The organism is Neobacillus sp. DHD-1R (assembly GCF_057747995.1).
In genome coordinates this window covers 859,888-884,497 of sequence record NZ_CM173232.1, presented here as the reverse complement: position 1 = coordinate 884,497, position 24,610 = coordinate 859,888, and the positions used below count along the sequence as shown (strand labels likewise).

Here is a 24,610-nt window from a genome sequence, read left to right as displayed (position 1 = left end):
CACATTTCAACTAAAAGAACCTAGAATAAAGTCCTAGGTCCAATGTCTGGAGTGGTGTCCTATTCAGATTTGTTCGCTTGGGACTCGTTTGTCTTTGTATTAGTTGGTTCGACAATCTCCTTTAGTTCCCCCGCATCTCCCTTTGCATTGATAATTTCAAAGATCTGATTTAATCCTTCACTTGTTTCATCAGCATTATTTTTCAAAATAATCCCTCCTTTTTAAGGATAGCGTGTCCATTCCATCAATTTTTAAATAGGAAAAATTGATTGGCTCCCTGCTTTTTAGGCAGACCCGCTGTTTATTTTGAAATGAGACCAAAAATTTATGTCGAAAACATTCTTGGATAAGCTGACAATTTTCATCTTATTTCCTATCAAGTATTTGCTATTCTTTTAAAAAGTAATCGATAAGGGGTGACAGTGATGCATTTTGAATTATTGTTAGATGCTGTCCTGGGAGAACGACAAATATTCCATATTATCGAATGCCCCATCTGTGGATTTGAAGAAGTATATTATGAGGATCTTTTTACAAAAAGGTTAATTGGACGAGCCTGTTCTGATTGTAATTTTGTCCAGAAGTTTGATCCATTCACGCAAAAGAAGAAGCCTGCGCTTTAGGCTTCTTCTTTTGCTGGTTTATATTCTCGTTCCAATTTCTATCGCTTTACTATTATGATATGTGGCTTTCACCCTGAGCTTCATTCGTAACTCGTCACTGAGGCAATCCTGCTGGAGAAGCTGATTATGTCTGTGCTGGAATACATGATAAAAATATCTACCCTTATTAAGCATTTTTAACACATGAAAACCTCCTCAATTGTTGGTTTACATAAATCGCAGGAGTTAGTCGTGTTCGGTAACTGGCGAGCATCGTTGTTAAACCTTAGCCCCTGTAGTTTTGCGTCGCCATCTTTCAATGGGTTTGCCGTTTCGTACGATTTATGTGTTTATAAAAAATATAAGCAACTGGTTTATAAAATAAAAGAGTCTTAGGACCCAATTGGGTATAAACACATACCCGTCCTTCTATTAAAGTTCCATGCCTAAAACATTTTGTCACATTTTTGGTTCACGTTTTTATTTACATAAAGGTTTCAAAGTTTTGAATCGTGTCAATGATACGTAAGGAAGTGAATTTTTTCAAAAAAGGACGTTTGCTATGGCAAAATCAAAATTTATTATTCTATGGATGATTCTTCTATTATTTCTTATTGCAGGCTGTTCATGGAAAAATTATTTTTCACCATACGATCAAAAAATGGGTAATCACTCTCCTGTTCCTGCTGAAAAGTCATCTGTTCCTATTAAAAAGACTAAGACCGATTCAAGTATCCAGGTCGTCACTAATCCAGAGGTAATCCCTGTTTTAGTCAACAAACAAAATAAACTACCTGATAGTTATTTACCTAGTGATTTAGTTGATCCAAACATTCCGTTTACTTTCAAAGAGAAGTCACAGAAACGGAAAATGCGCTTGAAAGCAGCTAATGCGATTGAGAAATTGTTCACTGGTGCCAAACAGGATGGGGTGAGTCTGCTTGGGGTTTCGGCCTATCGATCGCACGCTTCCCAACAAGCTTTGTTCAATCACTACGTCCATTTAGATGGAGAGAAGTTAGCCAAGACATATAGTGCTATACCCGGTACGAGTGAACATGAAACCGGACTTGCGATTGATGTAACCGGCGGGAATGGAGCCTGCGCGGCAGAAGATTGTTTCGAAGGCACGGTGGAGGCCGATTGGCTCCAGGACCATGCTGCGGAATACGGCTTTATCATCCGCTATCCAAAAGGAAAAGACCGCATCACCGGCTACAAATACGAGCCCTGGCACCTGCGTTACGTCGGCAAAACCATCGCCAAACAAATCATGACCCGCGGCATCACACTAGAAGAATACCTAGAAACTACCCCGGTAAACAAATAAAATAGGAGCGATGGCGGTTACGATGGTGGAAATAGTGAAAATGGTGCCTGACACCCTTTATGGACACTGTCCACGTTAGGTGGACACGATGCACGAAAAATGGGTTTGGAATTAAAAACGGGGGACTCCTTGCTGCACCTGATTGGCAGCGAGGAGTCCCCTGTTTTTGTTATAGTATCAAAATTTATAAGTTTTGGCTTCGAGAATTGTCCAGCTCCACAAGAGTAAGCTTCGGAAGCATTACTTCGCACGAAGGAAAAGCGTTAGCTTTTCCGAGGAGCGCCCTAGCGGCTAGTTTCCTTCGCTCTCCGCCCTACGATAAGTCAACATCGAATCGCTACCGCTCTTCGTGTTTCCTTTATCGCGTTTAACGGGCAGTAGATTCTCAACTGCCCGTAAGAACCCGATCGGTTCAACTAACAATCAGCGAGAAGAACGTTCGCTGATTGAAGTTTCACCTTATCTCAGTTGGAGCGCTCCAGGCCATACGCCGCTGACCAGGGCGCTTCCGCTTTTCTTATTTGCCCTTGATTTCTAATAGTTTTAGTCGCAGGTCGTTTTCCATGTTAGCTAGTTCTTGCTCGGCAAGGCGGCGTTTGTGGCGGCCTTCTTCTTGGATGCGCATCGTTTCTTCCAAGGTGGAGATTAGGCTTTCTTGCGTTTTCTTTAATGTTTCAATATCAACGAGGCCGCGCTCGTTTTCTCTAGCCGTTTCAATCGTATTGGTTTTCAGCATTTCGGCATTTTTTAATAACAGCTCATTGGTTGTTTTTGATACCTGTTTCTGTGCCTCGACCGCATGACGCTGACGAATTAACGTTAACGCAATGGCTACTTGATTTTTCCATAACGGAATGGCTGTCATAATGGATGATTGAATTTTTTCCACAAGCGCTTGGTTGGTGTTTTGGATTAACCGAATTTGCGGTGCACTTTGAATCGTGATTTCCCGGCTTAATTTCAAGTCATGCAGACGCTTGTCTAAACGGTCTGCAAATTGAATCATATCATTGACCTCTTGAAACTTCATTTGGTCATTTGTTGTTTCCGCCGCTTTTTTTAGCTGTGGAATCGTCTTTGTTTCCATTTCTTCCAACTTGATTTCTCCAGCGGCAATATAAATATTAAGGGCATGAAAATATTCTTTATTTGTTTCATAAAGCTGTTCAAGCAATTTAATGTCAGATAGAAGGACATTTTTACTGCGGTCGAGTTTCACACTAATCCGGTCAATTTGTGCCCCTGTTTTTTGGTATTTGGATAGCACCTCTTGGAGAGAGCCAGAAATTTTTCCAAACACACGTGCAAATAGGGATGGTTTCCCATCCTTTAATTCATCCGGATTCACATCATGCAATCTTTTCATTAAATCATTAATGATATCGCCTATTTCGCCGACATCCTGTTTTTGAACATGCTCGAGCATGGTATGCGAGAAGGATAATAGTTTTCCTTGGGCTTGGGTACCATACGCAATCATCGCCTGATGGTTGGTCGGATCAATTTGTTCGGCCAACTGGTACGCCTTTGCACGGTTTTCCTCTGGAATAACATCAATTAGTTTAACCGGCCTCACCTCGCCTGTTGGCAAAACTGAACTTTTAGCCGGCTCCAGATGGTCCCCAAAGGGATTGGAAAGAATGTCATCTAATAAATCTCCAGATTTCTGGATTAGGTTATTTTCACTCATTTAAGCCACCTATTTTCTTCAGGAAATTTCGTTTCTTTTTTCTTGTTGATCGTATGCTTTGCGACATCAATTTCAAAATTTAATGTATTGATATCATCGGAGATAACATGATACAAATCCTCTTCCAACACCTTGGTTAGTTCATTTAAGGTTCTGCGTGTTTCAATCAGGGATTGGCCCATCTCGATGTTTTGTTTCGGTTGGGCAGAGAGGAAACTATATTTTTCGGTTAGTTCAACAACTGAATCTAAATGGGAAAAATAAAATTCTTCCGCCTTATAAAAGCGTTTCGGTTCCTTTATGGTCATTTTATGAATTTTTTTGATAATCCGGTGTATGTCAATTCTTTGTTTAACAGAAGTAATATCACGGACCTTGAATATACTTTTATTTAAGCGATTGATTTTTTGTTTGGCTTCCCCTAAATTTTTCTGAATGTACCGGTATTCTTTCCTTGTTAGCTGGTGCTTTTTTAAATAGCGGCTGTTCATCGTTAATGACAAGACAAAGTGAGTTATACTCCCGCCAAGGATTGCTATTAAGGTTGCGGGCCAAAATGCGAAATTTAATGGAAAGTAACATAACAGCCATGTTATGACAGTTACCGGGACGGCCACAAACGAGCGAATAATAAAAGAGACAATCGGGTTCATAATAAATCGACTCCTGTCTTCATAATCCTATATATTCATACGAGTAAAAGTAGATGAATGTTTCAACGTAAGCGAAAAAAATCCTCATTAAAAGAAAGTTATTTCCATTTACTACTTCCACAATACACGAAAAAACTCCTGCCTGCTATAGACCTAAAACGGAAAGAAGTCTAAGACTTAAGACGTATTTTTATTATGTTAGAAGGTCGAATAAATGATGGTTTTTGGTGGTGTTTATAATGTTTTATTTGTGTATATGGTGTATATGTTGTTTTGGGTGTCAGGCACCAATCATAGACACTGTCCATACCAAAAGGACAAAAACATTCAAAAGAAGCAGAAAGGGTTCGTCCTTTCTGCTTTTTTGTGTTTGTCGCGCGCTATCATACCGCTAACCATTATCGCTCATATAATTCAATCGGGAGTCCATCAGGATCAGCGAAGAAGGTGAATTTTCTGTTTGTTAGTGTATCTACACGGATATCTTCAACTGTTACATGATGTTCTATTAACTCGTTTACTGCTGCTTCGATATCGTCCACTTCAAAGGCAATATGCCGCAATCCGGCTGCTTCCGGATAGCTTGTCCGTTTAGGTGGGTTCGGAAATGAAAACAACTCAATCTGATATTGTCCGCCCACTTCCAAATCCAGCTTATAGGAATCCCGTTCTTCTCGATATACTTCCGAAATCGGAGTTAAGCCTAAGATCCGTACATAAAAGTCCTTTGATTTTTGATAATTAGAACAAATTACCGCAATATGATGAATCTTTTTTAACCTCATGTGACCACACCCCTAGAATAAACATAAAACCCCCTTGCCTACCTATTTAGGCAAGAGGGCAACAGCAACTTTACCATCAATCCACTCTATGAAGAGGTTGTCCACTGCAGGAGGACAACTGTCTACAAATGGTGCCTGACACCATTTGTACTATTAACATCATTCATTACAGAATAATGACTTCTTTATTTATTAGATTTCTCTTCTCCAAAGTCTGCGGGTCTTTCTCCACTCTGTTCGAAGTGGTAGAGAATGGCTTCGACGATTCGTTTGGAGGCGAAGCCGTCTCCGTATGGGTTGGAGGATTTTGCCATTTTATCATGAGCTGCTTTGTCTGAAAGAAGTTCATCAGCCAAACCAAAGATGGTTTCTTCATCGGTTCCGGCAAGCTTTAATGTCCCCGCTTCAATCCCTTCTGGACGCTCTGTTGTATCGCGCAGCACCAGCACTGGCACGCCCAACGATGGCGCTTCCTCCTGCACGCCGCCTGAATCAGTTAAGATCAAATAGGCTCTTGACGCAAAGTTGTGAAAATCAATGACATCTAACGGCTCGATGAGATGAATTCGGTCATTCTGGCCCAGGATTCGATTCGCAATTTCACGAACAACTGGGTTCATATGGACAGGGTAAACAACCTGGGCATCCGAATGTTTTTCTACGACACGACGAATCGCCCGGAACATATTTTCCATCGGTTCCCCCGTATTTTCCCGGCGGTGGGCGGTCATTAAAATTAACCGGTCCTCTCCCAGCTTCTCTAGAACAGGGTGAGAATAATCGGTTTTAACGGTTGTTTTTAAAGCATCAATCGCGGTATTCCCCGTGATAAAGATAGCTGCTTCCTTTTTATTTTCCACCAAAAGATTTCGCTTCGATTGGATGGTTGGTGAAAAATGAAGGTCTGCCAAGACACCTGTCAGCTGCCGATTCATTTCCTCAGGGTATGGTGAATATTTATTATGGGTCCGAAGCCCCGCCTCTACATGCCCAATTGGTATCGAATGATAAAAGGCAGCCAAACTAGCCACAAAAGTAGTCGTGGTATCACCATGAACGAGCACGATATCCGGTTTTACTTCCGCGAGAACTTGATTGAGTCCCTCTAAACTGCGTGTTGTCACATCAATTAATGACTGTCTTGCTTTCATAATATTTAAGTCGTAATCAGGTGTAATATCAAAAATATTTAAAACCTGGTCGAGCATTTCGCGGTGCTGGGCTGTTACTGTGACAATAGATTTGATTTGATCAGGATATTTTTCTAATTCTTTTACTAGAGGTGCCATTTTAATGGCCTCTGGTCTAGTTCCGAACACTGTCATTACCTTCAATTGATTTTCCATAAAGACCTCCAGGTACATAATTACAGTCATTATACACTTGTTCTGGATTATTTTTAAAATAAACGACCGTAAAGTTACATAATTGATAGTTTAATCCTATTTCACAATTTAAAATCCACTTACATGATATCAAATTCTTCATAATGCGAAAAGCAATAACGGAAACCGATGTGGTTGTGGCATCGACTGGTTCATGACTTCCCTTCCAGCCCACATGGTTATATATATCTAATAAATTCAAAAGGTACAAATTGCCTTTAGCTTGCTCGAGAATATATTGCAGAGAATTGAAAATATTCCATCTAAGAGGTGAATCCATCTTTGAAAAAAAGAGCCTTTATTACCATACCAATTAGTTTGCTGCTTATTGCAGTAATGATTACCTCCTTCTTTTTAATAAATCTTAAACCAGTCGAAGGGAAAATAGGTCAAGCGCAAAAGCTAGCCGAATACACGAAGCCGGCAGTCGTTCGAATTGTGGATTATGCAGTCGTAACCTGGCAGTTTAACAATCCCAATGATCCCGAAGTCATTGCCATCTTAGACCAGCTAAAGAATCAGTCTGTTGTCGGCGGGTCAGGGTCTGGCGCGATTATTAGCTCGGATGGCTATATCGTCACAAATGCCCATGTTGTGGAAGTTACACAAAAGTCCGACCAGGATATTGCCAATGCTGCCTTTGAACAGCTTGTTACCATCATTGCGGACTATTTTAAAGTAGACTATGATACGGCGCATCAATACATGGTCACATACACGCAATACACAGACATTAAAAAAATATTAAAGGTCGTTTTACCAGGTGGGGATGTGCTGGATGGTGAGGTTAAAAGCTACGGTGCTCCAATTAATGAAGGAAAAGATGCAGCTGTTCTAAAAATTGAAGGCAAGAACCTGCCTACCCTGCCACTTGGCAATTCTGACAATATCCAGAACCAAGAAAATATTTGGGTAATCGGTTATCCCGCTGCAGCCGATTCTGATCTTTTGTCGGAGGATTCATCATTAGTGTCCTCAATGAATGCGGGTCAAATTTCTGCTACATCGAAAAAGACGGACCAAGGGAGCCCCGTAATCCAAATTAATGCCGCTGCCACACACGGGAACAGCGGTGGACCTGTCATTAATGAAAAAGGGCAGATTATCGGATTACTCACCTTTAGAGGCGATACGGTGAACGGGCAAGAGGTTCAGGGCTTTAACTTTGCGGTGCCAGTGAATATTGTAAAAGAGTTTGTCAACCAAGCCGGGGTAAAAAATACCGAAAGCGAGACAAATACGCTTTACCAGGAAGGCCTAGAACTGTATTGGGGCGGCTACTATAAACATGCCTCAGAAAAGTTCGAGGCGGTTCAGCGCATCTATCCGAACCATTCCGAGATTAAACAATATATTTCTAATTCCGAGAAAAAGATGGGCAGCAGCAAGACATTATGGTCCGATTACACTACCATCTTCTATATCGTCGATGGTGTTTCCGGGTTGCTCATACTCGTGTTGCTCGTGTTCACCTTTGCCTTTAGGTCCAAAAGTCCAGCAGTTACGATGGCTCCGCAGGCCACAGGACCTGCATCTGGAGCTGAAGCTGCGTCTTCACCAGAACCCGCAGCACCGGGATCAGGGCCGGAGCCAAGTCCAACAGAGATAGAAAATGCCTTAGCAGACCTAAATAAAGATGGGAAAATCGATGTCCAAGACATCCTGCTTGCCCTCCAAGAACACCAGAAAAATCAGAAAAAAGACGAAGACTGAACAAAACCTAACCCCAAGTTAATGTAAAATCAGCTGACTCAACATCTCGTCGCAAGACAGCTTGTTGAATTAGCCTTCTTTTGTTTCAGCGGAAACATTTATAAATGGTGCCTGACACCTTTTACACTATCTCGAGATTCCAAATGGTGCCTGACACCTTTTATACTGTGTTCAAGTTGATTGCTTCCTGGATGCTATGGTCGGTGATGGCGAGGCTTGCTTGCAGGTCTGAGATGGTGCGGGCGAGGCGGATGATTTTAATTTGGGTGCGGTTGCTGCAATTTTTCTTTATGACGAATTGATTCAACATTTTTTGTTGTGTGCCTGAAAGCGGACTTGCATGTTGAAGAACTTCATATGGTACTCTGCTGTTACAGATTTCCTTCCCGTAGCGGTCATATTGTCTTTCTCTTGCTGCTCTTACTCGTTCACGCACGACCCTTGACGTCTCCCCCTCACCAAATCCGTGCTCTCCCTCAAATTCAACTGGTTTTAACGAAAGATTGATATCAAACCGATCACGTAACGGACCTGAAAGTCTATTGTGATAGGAGAGAATTTGCTTTGGATTACACGTACAATAATGATGATTCGACCCAGCATATCCACAAGGACATGGATTCATCGCGGCAACCAGCACAAAGGAAGCCGGATAGGTAATCGATGCATGGGTGCTGCTAATGGTTATAAAGCCGTTTTCTAATGGTTGCCGCAGCATATCCAATGTTTTTTTGAAAACTCACCAATTTCATCAAGAAATAACACACCATGATGTGCTAACGAAATTTCACCTGGCTTTGGATATTGTCCGCCGCCAATAATAGCAACACCCGAGGCGGAGTGATGCGGACTCCGATATGGAGGCATGTGACTTCGTGGATGGGTGTTCCTACTTAATTGGTACAAGCTTAACACCTCAAGTTGCGCTTCTTTTGTTAAGGCAGGCAGAATAGACGGAAAACTCTCTGCTAATAAGCTTTTTCCACAACCGGGCGGCCCTGTCAGCAAAACATGATGCTCCCCAGCCGAGGCTACTTCTAAAGCGTGTTTAGCCTCAGTATGACCAATTATCTGCTGAAAATCTAAATGTTCTATATCTTGGCTGTCACTAGCCTCTTCATCGACTTGTTTTTTTAGGAGAGGAGGTACCCATTGTCCGGTCAAATGCCCAATCACATCTTTTATTGATCCAACACAAATAATCTCTAACCGTTCAAACTCAATATCCGGGAGCTGTTGATCAACAGGAATGTATAGTCTTCGTATGCCAAGTCTTTTTGCCGCAAGCACTGCCGGAAGCATCCCTTCCACAGGTTGGATCGAACCATCCAAGGATAATGCCCCAAGAAAACCCGTATCCGTAGGAATGACTGCCTCTAATTCATGCAAACTCAACAATAGCCCAATCGCCATCGGAAAATCATACATTGCCCCCATTTTCTTTTGATCCGCTGGTAATAGATTAATAATAATTTTGTTGCCTGATAACACATACCCTAATGAACCAAGCGCTGCAATGATCCGCTCCCGCGACTCTTTCACAGCTGTATCAGGGAGGCCTACTATTTTAAACGAATCATTTCCCACATATGTTCCTACCTCTACATTAATTCGATAACCTTCCATCCCCTTAAGACCGACACTCGTCACTCGTGCCCACATGGAAACCACTCCCCTTCGCGCTTTAGAAATTTTCCATCTTCCCAGAAAAATTTATCTGTTAGTGGGGACTTCATATATTGTTCATAATTATGTTGGGAGGGTTCAGGAAAGTAGGAAAGAATCGGTTTTGGGGTTACATGAGGGTTGGCTTCACCATAAATATAGGCCCGATAGCTGCTCCATGGATAATCCTCTGGAGCGGGCACCATCCCAGCGGCGACCGGGTTCAAATGAATATACCTGCTGACATCTATCTCATATTGACGCGAATTAAGGAGCTCGTCTCCATATCGTTTTTCAAATACATGGCCTGAGAAATCGTATTTTTTGTTAAAATACTTGGCGTATTTGGTATTGAGGTGTTTCATGATTAGGCTAAGTGGGGTTTCAAGTGTTTCAATCTGGAGATGGGTATGATTGGTCATTAAGCAATAGGAGTGGAGATGGAATGGGTACCGTTCCCTGGTTTCACCCAAAAAATATAAATACTTATTAAAATCTTCATCCTCAAAAAATAACGCCCCCTTTCGTATCCCCCTGCTGGTCACATGATATTTTGCACCTTTAAACCACAAACGAACATTACGAACCAAATCGAACACTCCTTTAAAATATTTGTACGTTAAAAATGGTATCGATGCTGTCAGAATTACCAATGGTGTCAGGCACCACACCTTCTCCCCCATTATACAAGGGACGTTTCGTGTAGGTTGGATTTGTGGAAATTTGTAACAAAATGTTCAATGCTGGCGGCAGCCCGTAATACTCATGTCCACTGAGTATGCTTGTGTTCAGAAAACAACCAAGCCCGTTGAGCATCCTAAACGTATAATATGGTTGAGGCGTTAATATTTATTTATAAGTGAAAAATTTCATTGCTAACTTTCTTTAGGGGGAATGTCTCTGAAAAGTATCCGAATGATTCAAAGATTGGTTGGTGTTCTCCTGCTCGTATACGGAATTTATCTTATTTTCGGTACACAGGATTTTTTCGGAACCGTCCTCATCATTCTGGCATTCTTAATTTTTCCTACTTTAAACAAGGAAAAACGCAGATCTTATAGCAGCGATAATCATGAGCAGGACCGTTCCAATGATTCAGCCTTTGACGACAACAAATCTGATGGGGGCAATGACGCAGATTCGAGCAGCGGGGATTGAGTAATTTACATTCACATTAAAAAATGCCCCGGCTGCAATAGTGGCCTTGGGGCATTTTTTATGCACAAAAAACTCATTTTGCTTTGGTAAAGAAATATAGAAACCAAACAGCATGATTTTGCTCATCTGCTGCTGCTCTACGGAAGGCCTCTTTTATCAATGGTTCTGTCGCCGTATCAGCTATCTCTAAATAAAAATCGACCGTTTTTTGCTCATCCTCTAAGGCAAACACTAAGCCCTTTAAATAAGTATTGGGACATCCTTCAATGATTTTTGCTTGTGGTGCCCTTCCCGTTAAACTTTGATAAATCCGAACAAATTGCTGATAATGTTTTATCTCATCCTGTCTAATCTCCAGAATGCGTTCTCGATCCGTCTGGTTTGGGGCTAAATTTGCCAGTCTGGCATAACAGTCGATCGCACTATACTCACCGTTGATCGCCTTTTCAATATCACTAATCAATGTATGTGTTTGCCTAAACAATGCATCATGGTAATTCGTATATGGATACATTGATAAACCTCCTATTTCATTATCATTGTATATCCTATGAATAAATGAAAGTTTAGGTGTATGCCGGTCAACTTTTCCGAAAAAACCTGCCAGCCTTCGCAAAAATATTAAATGGATTCTACAAAAATCACCTTATTCCCCGGGAAACTTACAATTTACAATTATTTCTTCAACATATTCTCCCGAAATCCCCTATTAAATTACGTTTTTTTCCTAAAGAAGGAAAATTTTTGTCGATTTTTACTTCACATTAACAAAATTAGAGTTTAATATAAAAAGAGCATTTAGGGTGTACCGATAAGAATTTCGTAACATCTTAAAATATCTGATTAAGGGGTGTGGGAAAAGCTAGTAGAGGAAGAATAACCAACTTTTTTTTAGATTGGACCGACTCTTTAGGATTAAAGGAAAAAGACGGGAAAGGGAACGTGGCATTGAAAAAGAAACTCATCATATTATCTATACTATCATTGTTATTAGGATTAGGGTTGGGAAATACGCATTCTTTTGCAGCCAATAATGGCTGGGCTAAAGAAAGCGGAAAGTGGTACTTCTACCAAAACAACACAGCCGTAACTGGCTGGGTTTTCAACGGAAATAAATGGTATTACATGGATTCAAAAGGGGTCATGTTGACTGGCTGGATAAAAGTCAAAGAAAAATGGTATTTCCTGCAACCTAGCGGGGCGATGAAAACAGGCTGGCTCTACAATGGAGGAAAGTGGTATTATCTCCAGGCAAGCGGGGCTATGCAAACGGGCTGGGTGAACCTCAGTAACAAATGGTATTACCTCCAACCTGACGGTGCCATGAAAACTGGGTGGTTAAAGCTGGAGAACAGCTGGTACTATTTAAAAGCAAGTGGAGAAAGAGCTACTGGTCTCCTCACCGTAAATTCAAAAGTTTACTATTTTAATAATTTAGGCGTCATGCAGGAGAATACATGGCAGGAAGTCAATAGCAAGAAGTATTACCTAAAAAGCGGTGGTTCAGCTGCAACAGGGCTATTCAATCTTGAAAACAAAAAATATTTATTTAACACTAATGGCGCACTTATTTCTGGATGGGGACTAATCAGTGGAAAATGGTATTTTTCAAATAATGAAGGAATTGTACAAACTGGCTGGTTGACTAACAATGGAAAAAAATATTATTTAAATCAAGATGGTACCATGCTGACAGGCTGGTATGGAGAAGCAGGAAAAAAATATTATTTTAATACTAGCGGAGCATTAACAACTGGAATCACCGTACTAGCCGGAAAAGGATACTATTTCGATCAAGCTGGCGTTTTATTTAACGGGGGTTGGGTAACATCCACTTCGAAAAAGTATTACGCAAATGAAACTGGCGAACTTCAGCAAAAAGGCTGGTTTAAACTGAATAACATTTGGTATTTTATTATCGATGATTTTTCTGTAAAAACCAACTGGTTGTTGGTAGGCGGAAAATGGTATTTTTTCAATGGTCAAGGAGAAATGCAAACGGGCTGGCTGCAGGATAAAAGCTCCCGCTATTATTTAAATGGCAGTGGAGCTATGCAAACAGGCTGGCTTACATTGGAAGGGAAAAAGTATTACTTCAGTACCTCAGGTGCACTGCAAATTGGCTGGTATAAAATTAATAACCAATGGTACTACTCCGATGCCAATGGGGTCATGCAGACAGGCTGGGTCACAGTCAACGGAATGGATTACTTTCTAGAATCCAATGGCGTCTGGGAATCTACTGATTCAACAACGAAAACCATTGTTCTCGATGCAGGCCATGGTGGCTATGATAATGGTGCCGGAGCAAGCGGTGTCTATGAAAAGAACATCAATTTACAAGTCACACTGAAATTGGCTGACCTTCTAAGCCAAAATGGTTACACCGTATATTTAACACGAAGCACGGATGAATTTATTTCTTTAGATGGACGGGTTGCGTTATCAAATGCGATCAAACCAGATGCATTTATTAGTATCCATGTGAATTCTTCTGAATACACTAGCCCATCGGGAATCGAAACATATTACAACTCAGTAGATGGCGTTATGCCTGTAGAAAGTAAGCAGTTGGCCTCCTACTTACAGGCGGAACTTATCAAAACAACGGACGCTGTTTCAAGAGGCATCAAAGATGAAAGCTTCAGAGTCATAAGAGGCAATCAAGCCCCAGCGGTTTTAGTGGAAATTGGTTTCATCTCGAATTCTAAAGAACGTGCAAAACTCGTCAGTGACAGCTATCAAAACAAACTTTGCACTGGCCTACTGAATGGAATCATAAAATTCTTCAACAGATAACCCAAAAAGCCCCGCCCTTCTGGACAAACAACCAGCTGGGGCGGGGCTTTTATACTATCTAGATACCGTTAATGGTGCCTGACACCATATTATTTTGTGTGAATCTCCTCTTCATTCTGAACAATGAGGTCTTTTAAGAATTGTAAAAGCTCATCGTGTATGCCTTCTTGCTGCAAGGCAAACTCAATGGTGGTTTTCACAAAACCGATTTTCTCCCCCACATCAAACCGTTTTCCTTCGAAATTGTAGGCAAAGACGCGTTGGATCTGGTTGAGTTTATGAATGGCATCGGTTAACTGGATTTCCCCGCCGGCACCTTCCTCCTGTTGGTCTAGGAATCTAAAGATCTCAGGGGTTAAAATATATCTTCCCATGATGGCTAAGTTCGATGGAGCGGTTCCCGGCTCCGGCTTTTCTACAAAGTTCTTAACTTGATAACGTCTGCCATCCTGTTCGATCGGATCAACAATCCCATAGCGGTGTGTTTCATTTTCCGGAACATGCTGAACACCAATGATAGAGGAAAAGGTCGTTTCATACTGATCAATCAACTGTCTTAAACAAGGCTCTTCGCTTTGGACAATATCATCGCCCAAAAGGACAGCAAATGGTTCATCACCAATAAAATTACGAGCACACCAAACCGCATGACCTAATCCTTTTGGTTCCTTCTGACGAATATAATGAATGTCAGCAAGATTAGAGGTATAGTTCACTTTATCTAAAAGATCCCATTTCTCTTTTTCTATTAAATTTTTCTCAAGCTCAGGGGCAAAATCAAAGTGATCTTCAATCGCTCGTTTTCCTTTACCAGTTACGATAATAATATCTTCAATTCCTGAAGCAATCGCTTCTTCCACAATATATTGAATCGTCGGCTTATCTACAATTGGCAGCATTTCTTTTGGCATAGCTTTGGTTGCTGGTAAAAAACGTGTCCCCAACCCAGCAGCAGGAATAATCGCTTTCCGAACCTTTTTCACAGAATGTCTCTCCTTCAACTTATATTTTTTAAAAATATGTATGTATCATGATAATCTGTTTGATTTTTTCTCCAATAAATTACAATAGTCAAAATTATTATATCATAAGACCTATTTTAAAAGTATGTATAGATATTTATTACGTTATCATTCTCATCAATAACATGAGACACGGTGAATTTATGGAAAAATTCACACAAAGACTTTATAGTAAACATAAAGAAAAATCTTAGGAGCCAAAAGGGGGCTGTGCACATGAAAAAGGACGGTATTTTCCACTCGGTTTGCTCGCTCGATTGTCCCGACCAGTGTGGATTACTTCTGCATATAAACCAAGGAAAAATTGTCAAGGTTGACGGTGATCCCGACCATCCGGTAACGAAAGGTCATATTTGCAACAAGGTCCGCAACATGACTGACCGCATCTATGATGAGAAGCGCTTAAAATATCCGCTCAAACGGGTCGGGGCAAAGGGGGAAGGTAAATTCATTCCCATCACCTGGGAGGAAGCCATCGGCACGATTACAGCCCGTTGGAAGGAACTGATTGAATCAGATGGCCCGGAAAGCATTCTCCCTTACAGCTTTTACGGAAACATGGGCAGGCTTACGGCTGAAGGGATGGACCGCCGCTTCTTTCATCGGTTGGGTGCTTCCCGTTTGGACCGGACCATTTGTCAATCCGCCGGCTCGGTCGGTTATACCTATACGATGGGCGGCAGCTTGGGAGTAGATCCTGAGGATACGATTCATTCCAAGCTCATCATCTTTTGGGGCATTAATGCGGCCAGCACGAACATGCATCAAGTGGCCCTTGCTCAAAAAGCCCGTAAACAAAATGGTGCCAAGATTATTGTTATCGATGTCCATAAAAATCAAACCGGTAGATTAGCAGACTGGTTTATTCCGATTTTACCAGGTACCGACAGTGCTCTCGCCTTAGGAATCATGCATGTTTTGTTTGCTGAAAACTTGGTCAACAATGAATTTTTGCAAACTTATACAGTTGGGCATGAGCAGCTTTGCGAGCATGTCAGCCACTATGATCCGGCCTCTGTTTCGGCCATCACAGGCGTGCCTGTTGAAGATATTTATAAGCTTGCCCGTCTGTACGGAAAAACAACACCTGCTTTTATCCGGATTGGAAACGGCCCGCAGCATCATGACAACGGCGGCATGTTTGTTCGGACCGTCTCATGCTTACCTGCCCTGACCGGTCAATGGCTTGTAAAAGGCGGCGGTGCGATTAAGGGAAACTCCGCTTATCTGGCTTTTAATACCGTTAATCTGCAGCGGCCTGATCTTTTGAAAAAGAAAAGGACGCGAACGATTAACATGAATCAGCTCGGCGCGGCCTTACTATCCTTGGACCCGCCTGTCAAATCACTATTTGTATACGGTTCAAATCCTGCAGTTGTTGCTCCGTCAAGCAGAAAGGTTCGGGCAGGACTTCAGCGGGACGACTTATTTCTTGTTGTCCATGATTTATTTTTAACCGATACCGCTAAGTATGCGGATCTCGTTTTACCTGCGACGTCTTCCTTTGAAAATATGGACTTTTATACATCCTATTGGCATCATTACGTTCAACTCCACCAGCCCGTGATTGAACCATATGGAGAATCAAAATCGAATGTGGAAGTCTTTCGCCTGCTTGCAAAAGAGATGGGCTTTGATGATCCCGCCTTTGCTGAGACGGAAACTGACATGATTGCTTCTGCCCTGGATAACACGAAAAATTCGTATCTCAAGGGCATCGATTATGAATCCTTAGTGGAGAAGCACTATATGAAGGCTGAGGTTAAGCCGTTGTTCCCAGGCCGATTGCCCACACCAAGCGGAAAAATAGAATTGTATTCCGAAAGAATGAAAGAGGCTGGGTATCCTCCATTGCCAACATATGTACCATTAATAAAGGATAGTGATCTTCCTTTTCAATTTGTCCCAGGTCCGAATCACAATTTCTTAAACTCAACTTTTTCAAACAATCAAAAGCATGTCATGCTTGAAAAAGAACCGCGCTTACACATCAATCATACGGATGCCTTGAAGTTAGGGATTGAGGATGGAGATAGGGTTCGCGTCTGGAACGAACGTGGCGAATGTGAGCTAAAGACTGCTGTCGGAGAGAATGTTCTTCCAGGTGTGGTCGTCAGCCAGGGACTTTGGGCTGACACGAAAGGCTCTAGACAACTCGTCAACGAACTCACCCCCGACCGCATTGCTGACATGGGCGGCGGTGCTGCTTTCTTTTCAGGGCGAGTAAACGTGACGAAAATCTAACCTTTAGAAAAGCGCTAGGGCGCTGGAGCTGGACTATTCTCAACGTCAATCCTTATAATTTCCTATATGATAGAAAGGAAGGCTGTTTCCGAACAGCCTTCCTTTCTTTGTATCTTATGTAACTCTAATATTCTTTTATGATTCCGACTGCTGCTCTAACGCATCAATTTCAACTAAGTTCCACGTAGTGATAATCCCGAGCGGCCGTTCACTTTTCTTCCCGTTTTCTGTAATAATTACAGCTTCCAGCTTTTTATGGGCTAAAAAGTAGTCTTCAAAAATTTCCTCTACCTCATATATATCCGTTTTCCTTTTTACATAAACAACTTCATGAAGTTTTTCATGGGCGCTCAAGTCTTGAACCTGAATTTGGTCGATGGAAATCGCTGATGAGGGCTGCCTTGAGATCCAGCGGATGATCCCTTCTAAAGTTAACAGCCATTTATACGTGCCAGTTGAGTCGTAAATCGGAAAAAGAGAAACAGAGAGCCGATCGACAATTTTCATAATGTCCTTTAACGGTGTTTCCTCTTTATAATAAAGCACAGGGGAACTGGCAATCGATAAAACCATTTTCGGCTTTTCAAATTGATCGGCTATCATCTCAATATGGTTTACCACATCAACATTCGGTTCAGCAATATAATAGCGGTCTTTTACTTTTTCATGAACAAGCGCATTGCGTAGTTTAGCATACTGATAGAGATCGTTCCGATGAGTTCGAATGATGGCATGAGAGTTCCCGCTATCTAGTAAAGTTTTAAAACTGTCACTTCTAGCATTAGGGACTAACTTTATCAAACATTTATGAATCCGATTAAACGCAGTCTCAAACCTTTCAGCAAGAGGAGTTAAATTTCTAATATCCTGCAAAAGTATTCACTCCCTCAAATCATAATTAAATATATTATCCAATTTTTATCATTCATATAAGGGAAAGCGTAGTAACGGTGTCAGGCACCATTTATCCCGCCTTATATCCCTTACCCATCATTTCGTGGACATTGTGGATGGTGACATAGGCCTGTTTGTCGATGTCGTGGATGATGTTTTTCAGGGTGACGATTTCTTGTTTATTGATGACGATATATAGGACTTCTTTGTTCTCCCCTGTGTAACCGCCGCGTCCGTCCAAAACCGTTAATCCCCGCGACATTTTTTTGGTAATCATGTCCAAAACTTGCTCTGGGGAGTTTGAGATAATTAACACGGCGACCCTTTCATCCAATCCTTCGACAATGAAATCTATCGCTTTCGCCCCAACATAGACAATCAGCAATGTATACATTGCTTTCTCTAAACCTATGATAAAAACAGAGCCGGCCACTACTAAAATATCAATAATCAACATGGCTTTTCCTATGCTCCAGCCTAATAATTGATTGGCCAGCCGCGCGATGATCGTCGATCCGCCCGAGGTTCCACCTGCACGGAAGATCAATCCCAAACCGCCACCGACCAGCAAGCCGGCAAAGAGTGATGCTAAAAGTGTATCATTGGTAAGTTGTTTTCCGAAATCTTCTGTTAAAAATAAAAAACCAGAGCTTGCGGCGATGGAAAGTAAGGTATAGACAAATGTTCTTTTTTCAAAAAATTTATACCCCACTCCCAACAAAACCACATTTAAAACAAAATTCACCACACCTGGTGACCAATGAAACAAATAATGGGTAATGATGGTAATTCCTAAAATCCCGCCTTCTGAAAGCCGATTTGCTATCGTAAAATAATTCACACCAACAGCAAAGATAAGAGCACCTAGTAAAATAAATAATATATCTTTGACTGTTTTTTTCATAAAATGGCCACCTTTAACACTCTCAATCGTATGTATTTTCCCTTACATAAAAAATCATAATCCATTCTATCCATTTATCCATAATTATTGATTCTATAAGACAAATAAAGGAACCGCGGCTTCCTTTTAGCCATGGCTCCACTCTTTTGATCACGAATTCACTCTTTGCTCAATTTCCTTGATGGATTGGGTTAGCTCTTTTAAGGAGATCGGTTTACTAATATAGTATCCTTGGATGAGATCACAGTCCATTTCCCGCCATTCTTGAAACTGTGTTTCGTCTTCAATGCCTTCAATAATCACCTGTAGATTCAGATTATGAGCAATCTGAATAATCGGCGAAATGGCGCCGACATGCTGTTTGTTTTTCACTAAACTAACGACAAAATTACGGTCCAGTTTAATATAATCAACGGGCAGCTTTAGAAAGTCGGCGAACGAGAAATACCCATTACCAAAGTCGTCCAAAGCAATGGTGAAACCCAACGCCCTTAAAGCATGCAATCGTTCATTTACTTTTTTCACCGTATAAATCTCAATATTCTCGGTTATCTCCAAGGTGATTTTTGTGGCCGAGACTGAGTACTGGGCCAGAATGTCCATCATTTCCTCTACTATGTTATCAAGGAGGAGTTGATTTACCGATAGATTAATCGAATATTTCAGCTGCTGGTTCGTTTCACTGGCTATATTTTTACAAATTTCTTCAAATATCCAATAAAATAAACTGTTTAATACACCAGCATCCTTAATATGATGGATAAATTCAGATGTAGTAATTTCCCCTAAACTTGGGTGATTCCAGCGGACTAAGGCCTCTACCCCTGTAATCGTTTTATCCTTTAAATGATATTGTGGCTGGTATTCAACATAAAGCTGACCTTTTTTCAATGCATACGGAAGGTCATTCTCGATCAGCATTTTTCGGCAGGCTCTAGGATTTAACTTCCCGTTGTACACAGAATAGGTATTCTCACCGTCCTGTTCCGCTTCATACATTTGCATTTTTGCCATCGTTTTTAGTTCATGCGCGTCTTGTGAATGATACGGGTACATGCAGATTCCCATACTGCTGCTTATCGAAATTTGATGAAAATTAATGGTGTATGTTTCTGCTATTGACTGTATAATCCGCTCGCAAATCAGCTTGCAATCATACTCAGTAATATCCGCAATTAGCAGGATAAAATCAGTACGGTTGATTTTGATTACCGTGTCAATATCTCTAACCGCTCGGTTTAATCTTGCAGCAACTTTTGTAATTAAGACATTTTCTATTTCATGATTTTGGGGAGGGTATAATTCCTTTGGGACATGGATTCTTAGGTAACAAACAGCTACTGACATATGATATCTCTTACTAAAAGCTAAGGTTAAATTGAGGCGTTCATTTAATAGTTCAATCCTCGAAAATTCGTCCTCTTTTTCATGATTTTCACCGTCCATCGTTCCACACCTCATTCATTTAAACGAACCTTTTTGTCCTTTTAAGTGTACTCTAAACGACCATATCCATCAATCATCATTTTCCAGCTTCTTTCCTAAAAAAATGCCGTAAGAATCCGCAAATTCTCACAGCATTTGGTGGTGCCTGACACCATTTTTAATTCCCATGTAGTGCAAAGGGTGTCAGGCACCCATTAAAGGCACCCATTAAGGGACGAGCCTTTTTAAGATGGGTATTTTACTTAGGATATAACTGCCAACCCCGCTTATAATGATAACGATTAAGACATTTAAGGGTGTTGCGATGGCAGGATGGAATTTATCCCAGATAGGGTTGAAGATTTCATTGGAAAAGACTTGCATAACCAGGATATGGGCCAAGTAAATTCCAAAACTGACTCTGCTAAGGACATTAAAAACAAATGGCAATTCTTTTGTTGTGGTCACAAAAACTCTCAACAACATAAAGATCCCCGCCGCAGATATAAGGACATTAGGCGAGTAGTATTCATACCAGTATTCTTGAAGAACACCGTCTGCTTGTTTTGTATAATAAAAAGTAAAGAAAAACGTAGCTGCAATACCGACCAAGGCAGCTGCAACGGAAATGGGTTTGTAGTTTCCTTTTAAAGGAAGATTCGCTAAATAATGTCCCAAGACAAAATAACCGACATAATTCGTCACAAAGAAAAGCTCAATGTTAGGGCTGAACCCTAAATAGAATTTCATAAATTTAACAACTACAGAAGCAAACAACCATAATACCAGAAAGTATTGAATATCTTTTTTTGAAGCATTTCTAATCAGGATCTTAACCAATGGGGTAATCAGATAGATTCCCAAAATCATATACATAAACCATAAATGTGTGCTAATTCCACCTGTAGTAAATAATTTTAAAAATTGTGTAATGGAAAAACCATCGAAATAATCTCCCCTGTATACGAGGTAGGAATAATAGATGAAACTCCAGCCAAGTAACGGGATAAAGATTTTACTAATTCTTTTTTGCAAAAATACTTTGTAGCCAAGATCTCGTGTATCCCCCAAAAGAAGCGCCCCGCTAATCATGACAAAAAGAGGAACCGACGGCCTAGAAAGGGCTTCAAAGAAATTTCCTGTCAACCAGTGCGACACTGGATTTTTATGAAGATTCGTTCCGACCAGCCATGCGGAAACATGAATAAAAACCACCATAATGGTCGAAAGCGCTCGGAGCCAATCTAAGTAGTATAATCTTTGTTTCATAAAATCTCTCCAACCATGTTAGTATAACTGATTTTGATGCCATCTCCAGGCATCGGTAATGATTTTCTCTAAATTACGCTCCGCTTTCCAGCCTAATTCAGAGAGAATCTTTTGAGAGGATGCAACAAGTCTAGCCGGGTCCCCTGCACGGCGCTCAGCCATTTCTACGTTTGCCTTAACACCTGTTACTTTTTCACATGTCTCAATAACTTCTTTCACAGAATACCCATGACCATTGCCAAGGTTATATGTAACCGCTGCTGTCTTCCCTATTAACAAGGCATCAAGCGCAAGGATATGGGCATGGGCTAAATCAGTGACATGAATATAATCACGGATACAGGTACCGTCTGATGTCTCATAATCAGAACCAAAAACAGCTACCTTCTCCCTCTTTCCTAGCAGCTGCTGTAGAACAATTGGAATTAAATGAGTTTCTGGGGCATGACTTTCACCGATTAACGCTGACTCATGTGCACCGGCTGCGTTAAAATATCGCAGCACAACATACTTCAATCCATCCGAGATTGCACAGTCAGCCAGAATCTCTTCTACCATCAGTTTAGAATGGCCATATGGATTAATCGGTGCTGTGACACATGTTTCATCAATCATTTTGACATTTGGAATTCCATATGTAGCGGCAGTAGATGAGAAAATAAAGTTTTTTACCTTAAATTTCATCATTACCTTTAATAAAGTTATAGTAGATGATACGTTATTTTGATAATATTTTAAAGGGTCCACTACGGATTCCCCAACCAAACTACACGCAGCAAAGTGCATCACTGCTTTGATTGGGTAGCTTCTAAAAACCATATTTACATCATCTTCACTGCCAAGATCCCCTTGTACAAAAATGGCACGGCTATCAACAGCATCACGATGACCCGTTGATAGGTTATCCAGCACGACAACTTCTTCATTTTCAACTAGTTCCTTTACTACATGGCTACCAATGTAACCAGCTCCGCCAACAACGAGAATCATATTCATTTCCCCTTAGCTAGAAATTCATAAACCTCATCCATTATAACATTTTTGAAAAAAAACAGCTTGTGATGGGACATTACCAATTATTGCCCCCAATTTATCTATGGTTAAAGCAGGGGGGCTAGCTTTCAGCTGTCTATTAACTTTTTTTCATCAATCTAATCAGAGGTCATACACTTTTTAATATTGAGGAAACTTCTCGCCTGCTTCCACCATCTTTTGTGCATTTAGAACAATTTCAGTGTTCAGTAATGATATCTGTTTCTTCACTTCACTTCTACTTGCATCAATAACAATTGTCGCTTCTGAAGTTTTTTTTGTTAACCGTTTCGCTTGTTCTGATTGAAAGTCTACAGCATTAAAAGTCTCCACTGAACGAACTTCGTCAATATTCCAAACAGCTGCGTCAATTTGGTTTTCTTTTAACATTTGAAAAAGCTGCATGTAGTTCAGATCGACAAATTGAACGTCCAAACCATCACATTCCAGCAGGGTTATGTTTGTTTGGTCTGGTGATGAGCGATCAATTCCCACTCGCATTCCTGGCTCAATTTTTGATTTCCTTAAATCCGCTAAGAAAATTTTATGCTCTGAAACATACGATCCTAATCCAAAAGATTTAACGATTTCTAAGCCTTTATGTGATTTGATACCCTCTTCTGCTGCTAATTGTGAGACAATCGCAAAATCATAACGTCTTGTTTTAAGCGCTTCCAAACGATTACTGGCACCTCGCATATAAGCCAAGCTTATTCGTTTGTTAAGGCTATTAAAGCCATCAACAATGCCTGTTGCCAACCCTTCATATTTCTTAGAGTACGGTAACGGCATTACTCCCACTAAGGGGCCAGTACCTGATATATCAAGTAGAACACTTACATCCTTTTTTACTAAAAATGATCCCAAGTGACCTCTTGCTTCTAATTCAATTGCTCCTAACATTTCAAGGAGTTTAATGGCACCCTGTACAGTGCCTCTTCCTAAACCAAGCATTTCACAAAATTCAGAGACGGTAGGAATCTTCTGGCCTATTTCTATCCCCAATATCTCTATTGCAATATTTTTTGCTGCCAATCCGTTTTTAGAATAAAGAATTTCCCACATGTGTCGTTCATCCGCCTTTAGAACTAAAATACTATATTCAGTATCTTGAATATATCAATTTAGAGTCATGTGGTAAAGTGAAGATTAACACACATACTCCAATTGGTTACTCCTTCAGATAGGAAAAAAAATACAAAAAAATTGTTCCTGAACAAAACAAAAGAAGCCGTACCTTTAATAGGAATTACGACTTCTTCTATAAGGTTATGATGATTTACGCTTAGAATTGCTCATAATCATAACAGTGTCTAACTTCGAAACAGCTGTTTCATCTGCCACCACCACTACATTAGAGTGATTTCTTAAAACAGATGCAGGGCAGTCAATACTTGGCTCTTCCGTAAACATTTGATAAATAGCTTCTGCTTTGGATTCACCTGATGCAAGAAGTAAAATTTCTTTGCTTTTTAAAATGCTGGCAATTCCCATCGTTATGGCTTTTTCCGGAACATTTTCAACACTCTCAAAATAACGGGAATTGGCCTGTTTCGTCGATTCTGTTAACGTTACAATATGTGTCTCTCTGTCAAATGGGGTACCAGGCTCGTTAAAACCAATATGACCGTTTTCACCAATTCCTAGTAATTGCAAATCCACTCCACCGATTTGATTGATGATAGTTTCATAGCTGCTAGCTTCCTGGTAAATATCTTCTGAAAGTCCATTTGGAATATGAACATTTTTCTTTGGGATGTTGATATGATTAAATAAATGTTCAAACATAAAGGAATGATAGCTATTAGGGTGATCTGGTGCAATCCCTACATACTCGTCTAAATTATAGGTAGAAACATTCTGATAGGAAGTATCGTTTCTTCTATAATCATCAATCAACATTTCATATGTTCGAACAGGAGTACCTCCTGTTGCCAGGCCCAGCTTAACTTTGGAATCAGCTTTCACCTTATTTAGGATGTAATTCGATGCAAATACGCTCATTTCTTCATGGCTTTTAACTCTTACAAGTTTCATATT

General features: G+C 40.7%; 23 protein-coding genes, 1 pseudogene and 1 riboswitch. Of the genes and pseudogenes, 6 read left to right on the top strand and 18 right to left on the bottom strand.

What is annotated here, in order from left to right; translation table 11 throughout:
• Positions 1-59: 59 nt before the first annotated feature.
• Positions 60-206 carry a hypothetical protein gene (locus AC3ANL_RS04205; protein WP_488328015.1) on the bottom strand — a complete coding sequence of 49 codons (147 nt, stop codon included), beginning with the start codon at positions 204-206 and terminating at the stop codon, positions 60-62.
• Positions 207-425: 219 nt separating this feature from the next.
• On the opposite strand from AC3ANL_RS04205, the gene AC3ANL_RS04200 reads away from it, so the two are divergent.
• On the top strand, positions 426-623 hold the full coding sequence (locus AC3ANL_RS04200; RefSeq protein WP_488328014.1) for an acyltransferase: 198 nt from the start codon (positions 426-428) through the stop codon (positions 621-623).
• A 234-nt stretch (positions 624-857) separates the two neighbouring features.
• Positions 858-942: riboswitch (cyclic di-GMP riboswitch) on the bottom strand.
• Positions 943-1,164: 222 nt separating this feature from the next.
• On the top strand, positions 1,165-1,932 hold the full coding sequence (locus AC3ANL_RS04195) for a M15 family metallopeptidase (protein ID WP_488328013.1): 768 nt from the start codon (positions 1,165-1,167) through the stop codon (positions 1,930-1,932).
• Positions 1,933-2,449: 517 nt separating this feature from the next.
• On the opposite strand, the gene AC3ANL_RS04190 is transcribed toward AC3ANL_RS04195, so the two are convergent.
• The 5 genes from AC3ANL_RS04190 to AC3ANL_RS04170 form a co-directional block, all read right to left on the bottom strand.
• Positions 2,450-3,622: a toxic anion resistance protein gene (locus AC3ANL_RS04190; RefSeq protein ID WP_488328012.1), complete on the bottom strand. Its 1,173-nt coding sequence runs from the start codon at positions 3,620-3,622 to the stop codon at positions 2,450-2,452.
• The gene (locus tag AC3ANL_RS04185; RefSeq protein ID WP_488328011.1) at positions 3,619-4,275 is read right to left on the bottom strand and encodes a 5-bromo-4-chloroindolyl phosphate hydrolysis family protein; all 657 of its coding nucleotides are present in this window, start codon (positions 4,273-4,275) and stop codon (positions 3,619-3,621) included. Before AC3ANL_RS04185 ends, AC3ANL_RS04190 begins: the two co-directional genes overlap by 4 nt.
• Positions 4,276-4,673: 398 nt before the next feature.
• On the bottom strand, positions 4,674-5,060 hold the full coding sequence (gloA2, locus tag AC3ANL_RS04180; protein WP_488328010.1) for an SMU1112c/YaeR family gloxylase I-like metalloprotein: 387 nt from the start codon (positions 5,058-5,060) through the stop codon (positions 4,674-4,676).
• Between the two features lie 185 nt (positions 5,061-5,245).
• Entirely contained in the window at positions 5,246-6,406 is a 1,161-nt protein-coding gene (gene wecB / locus AC3ANL_RS04175) for a non-hydrolyzing UDP-N-acetylglucosamine 2-epimerase (RefSeq protein ID WP_488328009.1), read from the bottom strand.
• Entirely contained in the window at positions 6,366-6,647 is a 282-nt protein-coding gene (locus tag AC3ANL_RS04170) for a hypothetical protein (protein ID WP_488328008.1), read from the bottom strand. Before AC3ANL_RS04170 ends, wecB begins: the two co-directional genes overlap by 41 nt.
• A gap of 80 nt (positions 6,648-6,727) precedes the next feature.
• On the opposite strand from AC3ANL_RS04170, the gene AC3ANL_RS04165 reads away from it, so the two are divergent.
• On the top strand, positions 6,728-8,158 hold the full coding sequence (locus AC3ANL_RS04165; RefSeq protein ID WP_488328007.1) for a S1C family serine protease: 1,431 nt from the start codon (positions 6,728-6,730) through the stop codon (positions 8,156-8,158).
• 160 nt (positions 8,159-8,318) lie between these two features.
• Here the strand turns inward: AC3ANL_RS04165 and AC3ANL_RS04160 are convergent, their stop codons facing one another.
• From AC3ANL_RS04160 to AC3ANL_RS04150, 3 genes and pseudogenes are all read right to left on the bottom strand, one after another.
• Positions 8,319-8,594, bottom strand: coding sequence for a magnesium chelatase subunit ChlI family protein (locus AC3ANL_RS04160; protein WP_488329650.1), 276 nt, complete (start codon positions 8,592-8,594; stop codon positions 8,319-8,321).
• A 105-nt stretch (positions 8,595-8,699) separates the two neighbouring features.
• Positions 8,700-9,784, bottom strand: a pseudogene (locus tag AC3ANL_RS04155) (YifB family Mg chelatase-like AAA ATPase); the annotation flags it as partial.
• A 20-nt stretch (positions 9,785-9,804) separates the two neighbouring features.
• Positions 9,805-10,422, bottom strand: a complete 618-nt coding sequence (locus AC3ANL_RS04150; protein ID WP_488329649.1) for a transposase — start codon at positions 10,420-10,422, stop codon at positions 9,805-9,807.
• A gap of 295 nt (positions 10,423-10,717) precedes the next feature.
• On the opposite strand from AC3ANL_RS04150, the gene AC3ANL_RS04145 reads away from it, so the two are divergent.
• Positions 10,718-10,981 carry a hypothetical protein gene (locus tag AC3ANL_RS04145; RefSeq protein WP_488328006.1) on the top strand — a complete coding sequence of 88 codons (264 nt, stop codon included), beginning with the start codon at positions 10,718-10,720 and terminating at the stop codon, positions 10,979-10,981.
• 73 nt (positions 10,982-11,054) lie between these two features.
• On the opposite strand, the gene AC3ANL_RS04140 is transcribed toward AC3ANL_RS04145, so the two are convergent.
• Entirely contained in the window at positions 11,055-11,495 is a 441-nt protein-coding gene (locus tag AC3ANL_RS04140; protein ID WP_488328005.1) for a ferritin-like domain-containing protein, read from the bottom strand.
• 338 nt (positions 11,496-11,833) lie between these two features.
• Here AC3ANL_RS04140 and AC3ANL_RS04135 point away from each other — a divergent pair, with 338 nt between their 5' ends.
• Positions 11,834-13,780, top strand: a complete 1,947-nt coding sequence (locus AC3ANL_RS04135) for an N-acetylmuramoyl-L-alanine amidase family protein (protein WP_488328004.1) — start codon at positions 11,834-11,836, stop codon at positions 13,778-13,780.
• 89 nt (positions 13,781-13,869) lie between these two features.
• Here AC3ANL_RS04135 and galU read toward each other — a convergent pair whose 3' ends face one another.
• Positions 13,870-14,763, bottom strand: coding sequence for a UTP--glucose-1-phosphate uridylyltransferase GalU (galU, locus tag AC3ANL_RS04130; RefSeq protein WP_488328003.1), 894 nt, complete (start codon positions 14,761-14,763; stop codon positions 13,870-13,872).
• Between the two features lie 255 nt (positions 14,764-15,018).
• Here galU and AC3ANL_RS04125 point away from each other — a divergent pair, with 255 nt between their 5' ends.
• On the top strand, positions 15,019-17,046 hold the full coding sequence (locus tag AC3ANL_RS04125) for a molybdopterin-containing oxidoreductase family protein (protein ID WP_488328002.1): 2,028 nt from the start codon (positions 15,019-15,021) through the stop codon (positions 17,044-17,046).
• 135 nt (positions 17,047-17,181) lie between these two features.
• On the opposite strand, the gene AC3ANL_RS04120 is transcribed toward AC3ANL_RS04125, so the two are convergent.
• The 7 genes from AC3ANL_RS04120 to nagB form a co-directional block, all read right to left on the bottom strand.
• Positions 17,182-17,919 carry a CBS domain-containing protein gene (locus AC3ANL_RS04120; protein WP_488328001.1) on the bottom strand — a complete coding sequence of 246 codons (738 nt, stop codon included), beginning with the start codon at positions 17,917-17,919 and terminating at the stop codon, positions 17,182-17,184.
• 91 nt (positions 17,920-18,010) lie between these two features.
• Positions 18,011-18,844: a YitT family protein gene (locus AC3ANL_RS04115; RefSeq protein ID WP_488328000.1), complete on the bottom strand. Its 834-nt coding sequence runs from the start codon at positions 18,842-18,844 to the stop codon at positions 18,011-18,013.
• Between the two features lie 150 nt (positions 18,845-18,994).
• A complete protein-coding gene (locus AC3ANL_RS04110) occupies positions 18,995-20,290 on the bottom strand; it encodes a putative bifunctional diguanylate cyclase/phosphodiesterase (RefSeq protein WP_488327999.1) in 1,296 nt (431 codons plus the stop codon).
• Between the two features lie 207 nt (positions 20,291-20,497).
• On the bottom strand, positions 20,498-21,538 hold the full coding sequence (locus AC3ANL_RS04105; RefSeq protein ID WP_488327998.1) for an acyltransferase: 1,041 nt from the start codon (positions 21,536-21,538) through the stop codon (positions 20,498-20,500).
• An 18-nt stretch (positions 21,539-21,556) separates the two neighbouring features.
• A complete protein-coding gene (galE, locus tag AC3ANL_RS04100) occupies positions 21,557-22,528 on the bottom strand; it encodes a UDP-glucose 4-epimerase GalE (protein ID WP_488327997.1) in 972 nt (323 codons plus the stop codon).
• A gap of 183 nt (positions 22,529-22,711) precedes the next feature.
• Positions 22,712-23,635, bottom strand: a complete 924-nt coding sequence (yhfZ, locus tag AC3ANL_RS04095) for a GntR family transcriptional regulator YhfZ (protein WP_488327996.1) — start codon at positions 23,633-23,635, stop codon at positions 22,712-22,714.
• Positions 23,636-23,839: 204 nt separating this feature from the next.
• Entirely contained in the window at positions 23,840-24,607 is a 768-nt protein-coding gene (gene nagB, locus AC3ANL_RS04090; RefSeq protein ID WP_488327995.1) for a glucosamine-6-phosphate deaminase, read from the bottom strand.
• Between the last annotated feature and the right edge of the window lie 3 nt (positions 24,608-24,610).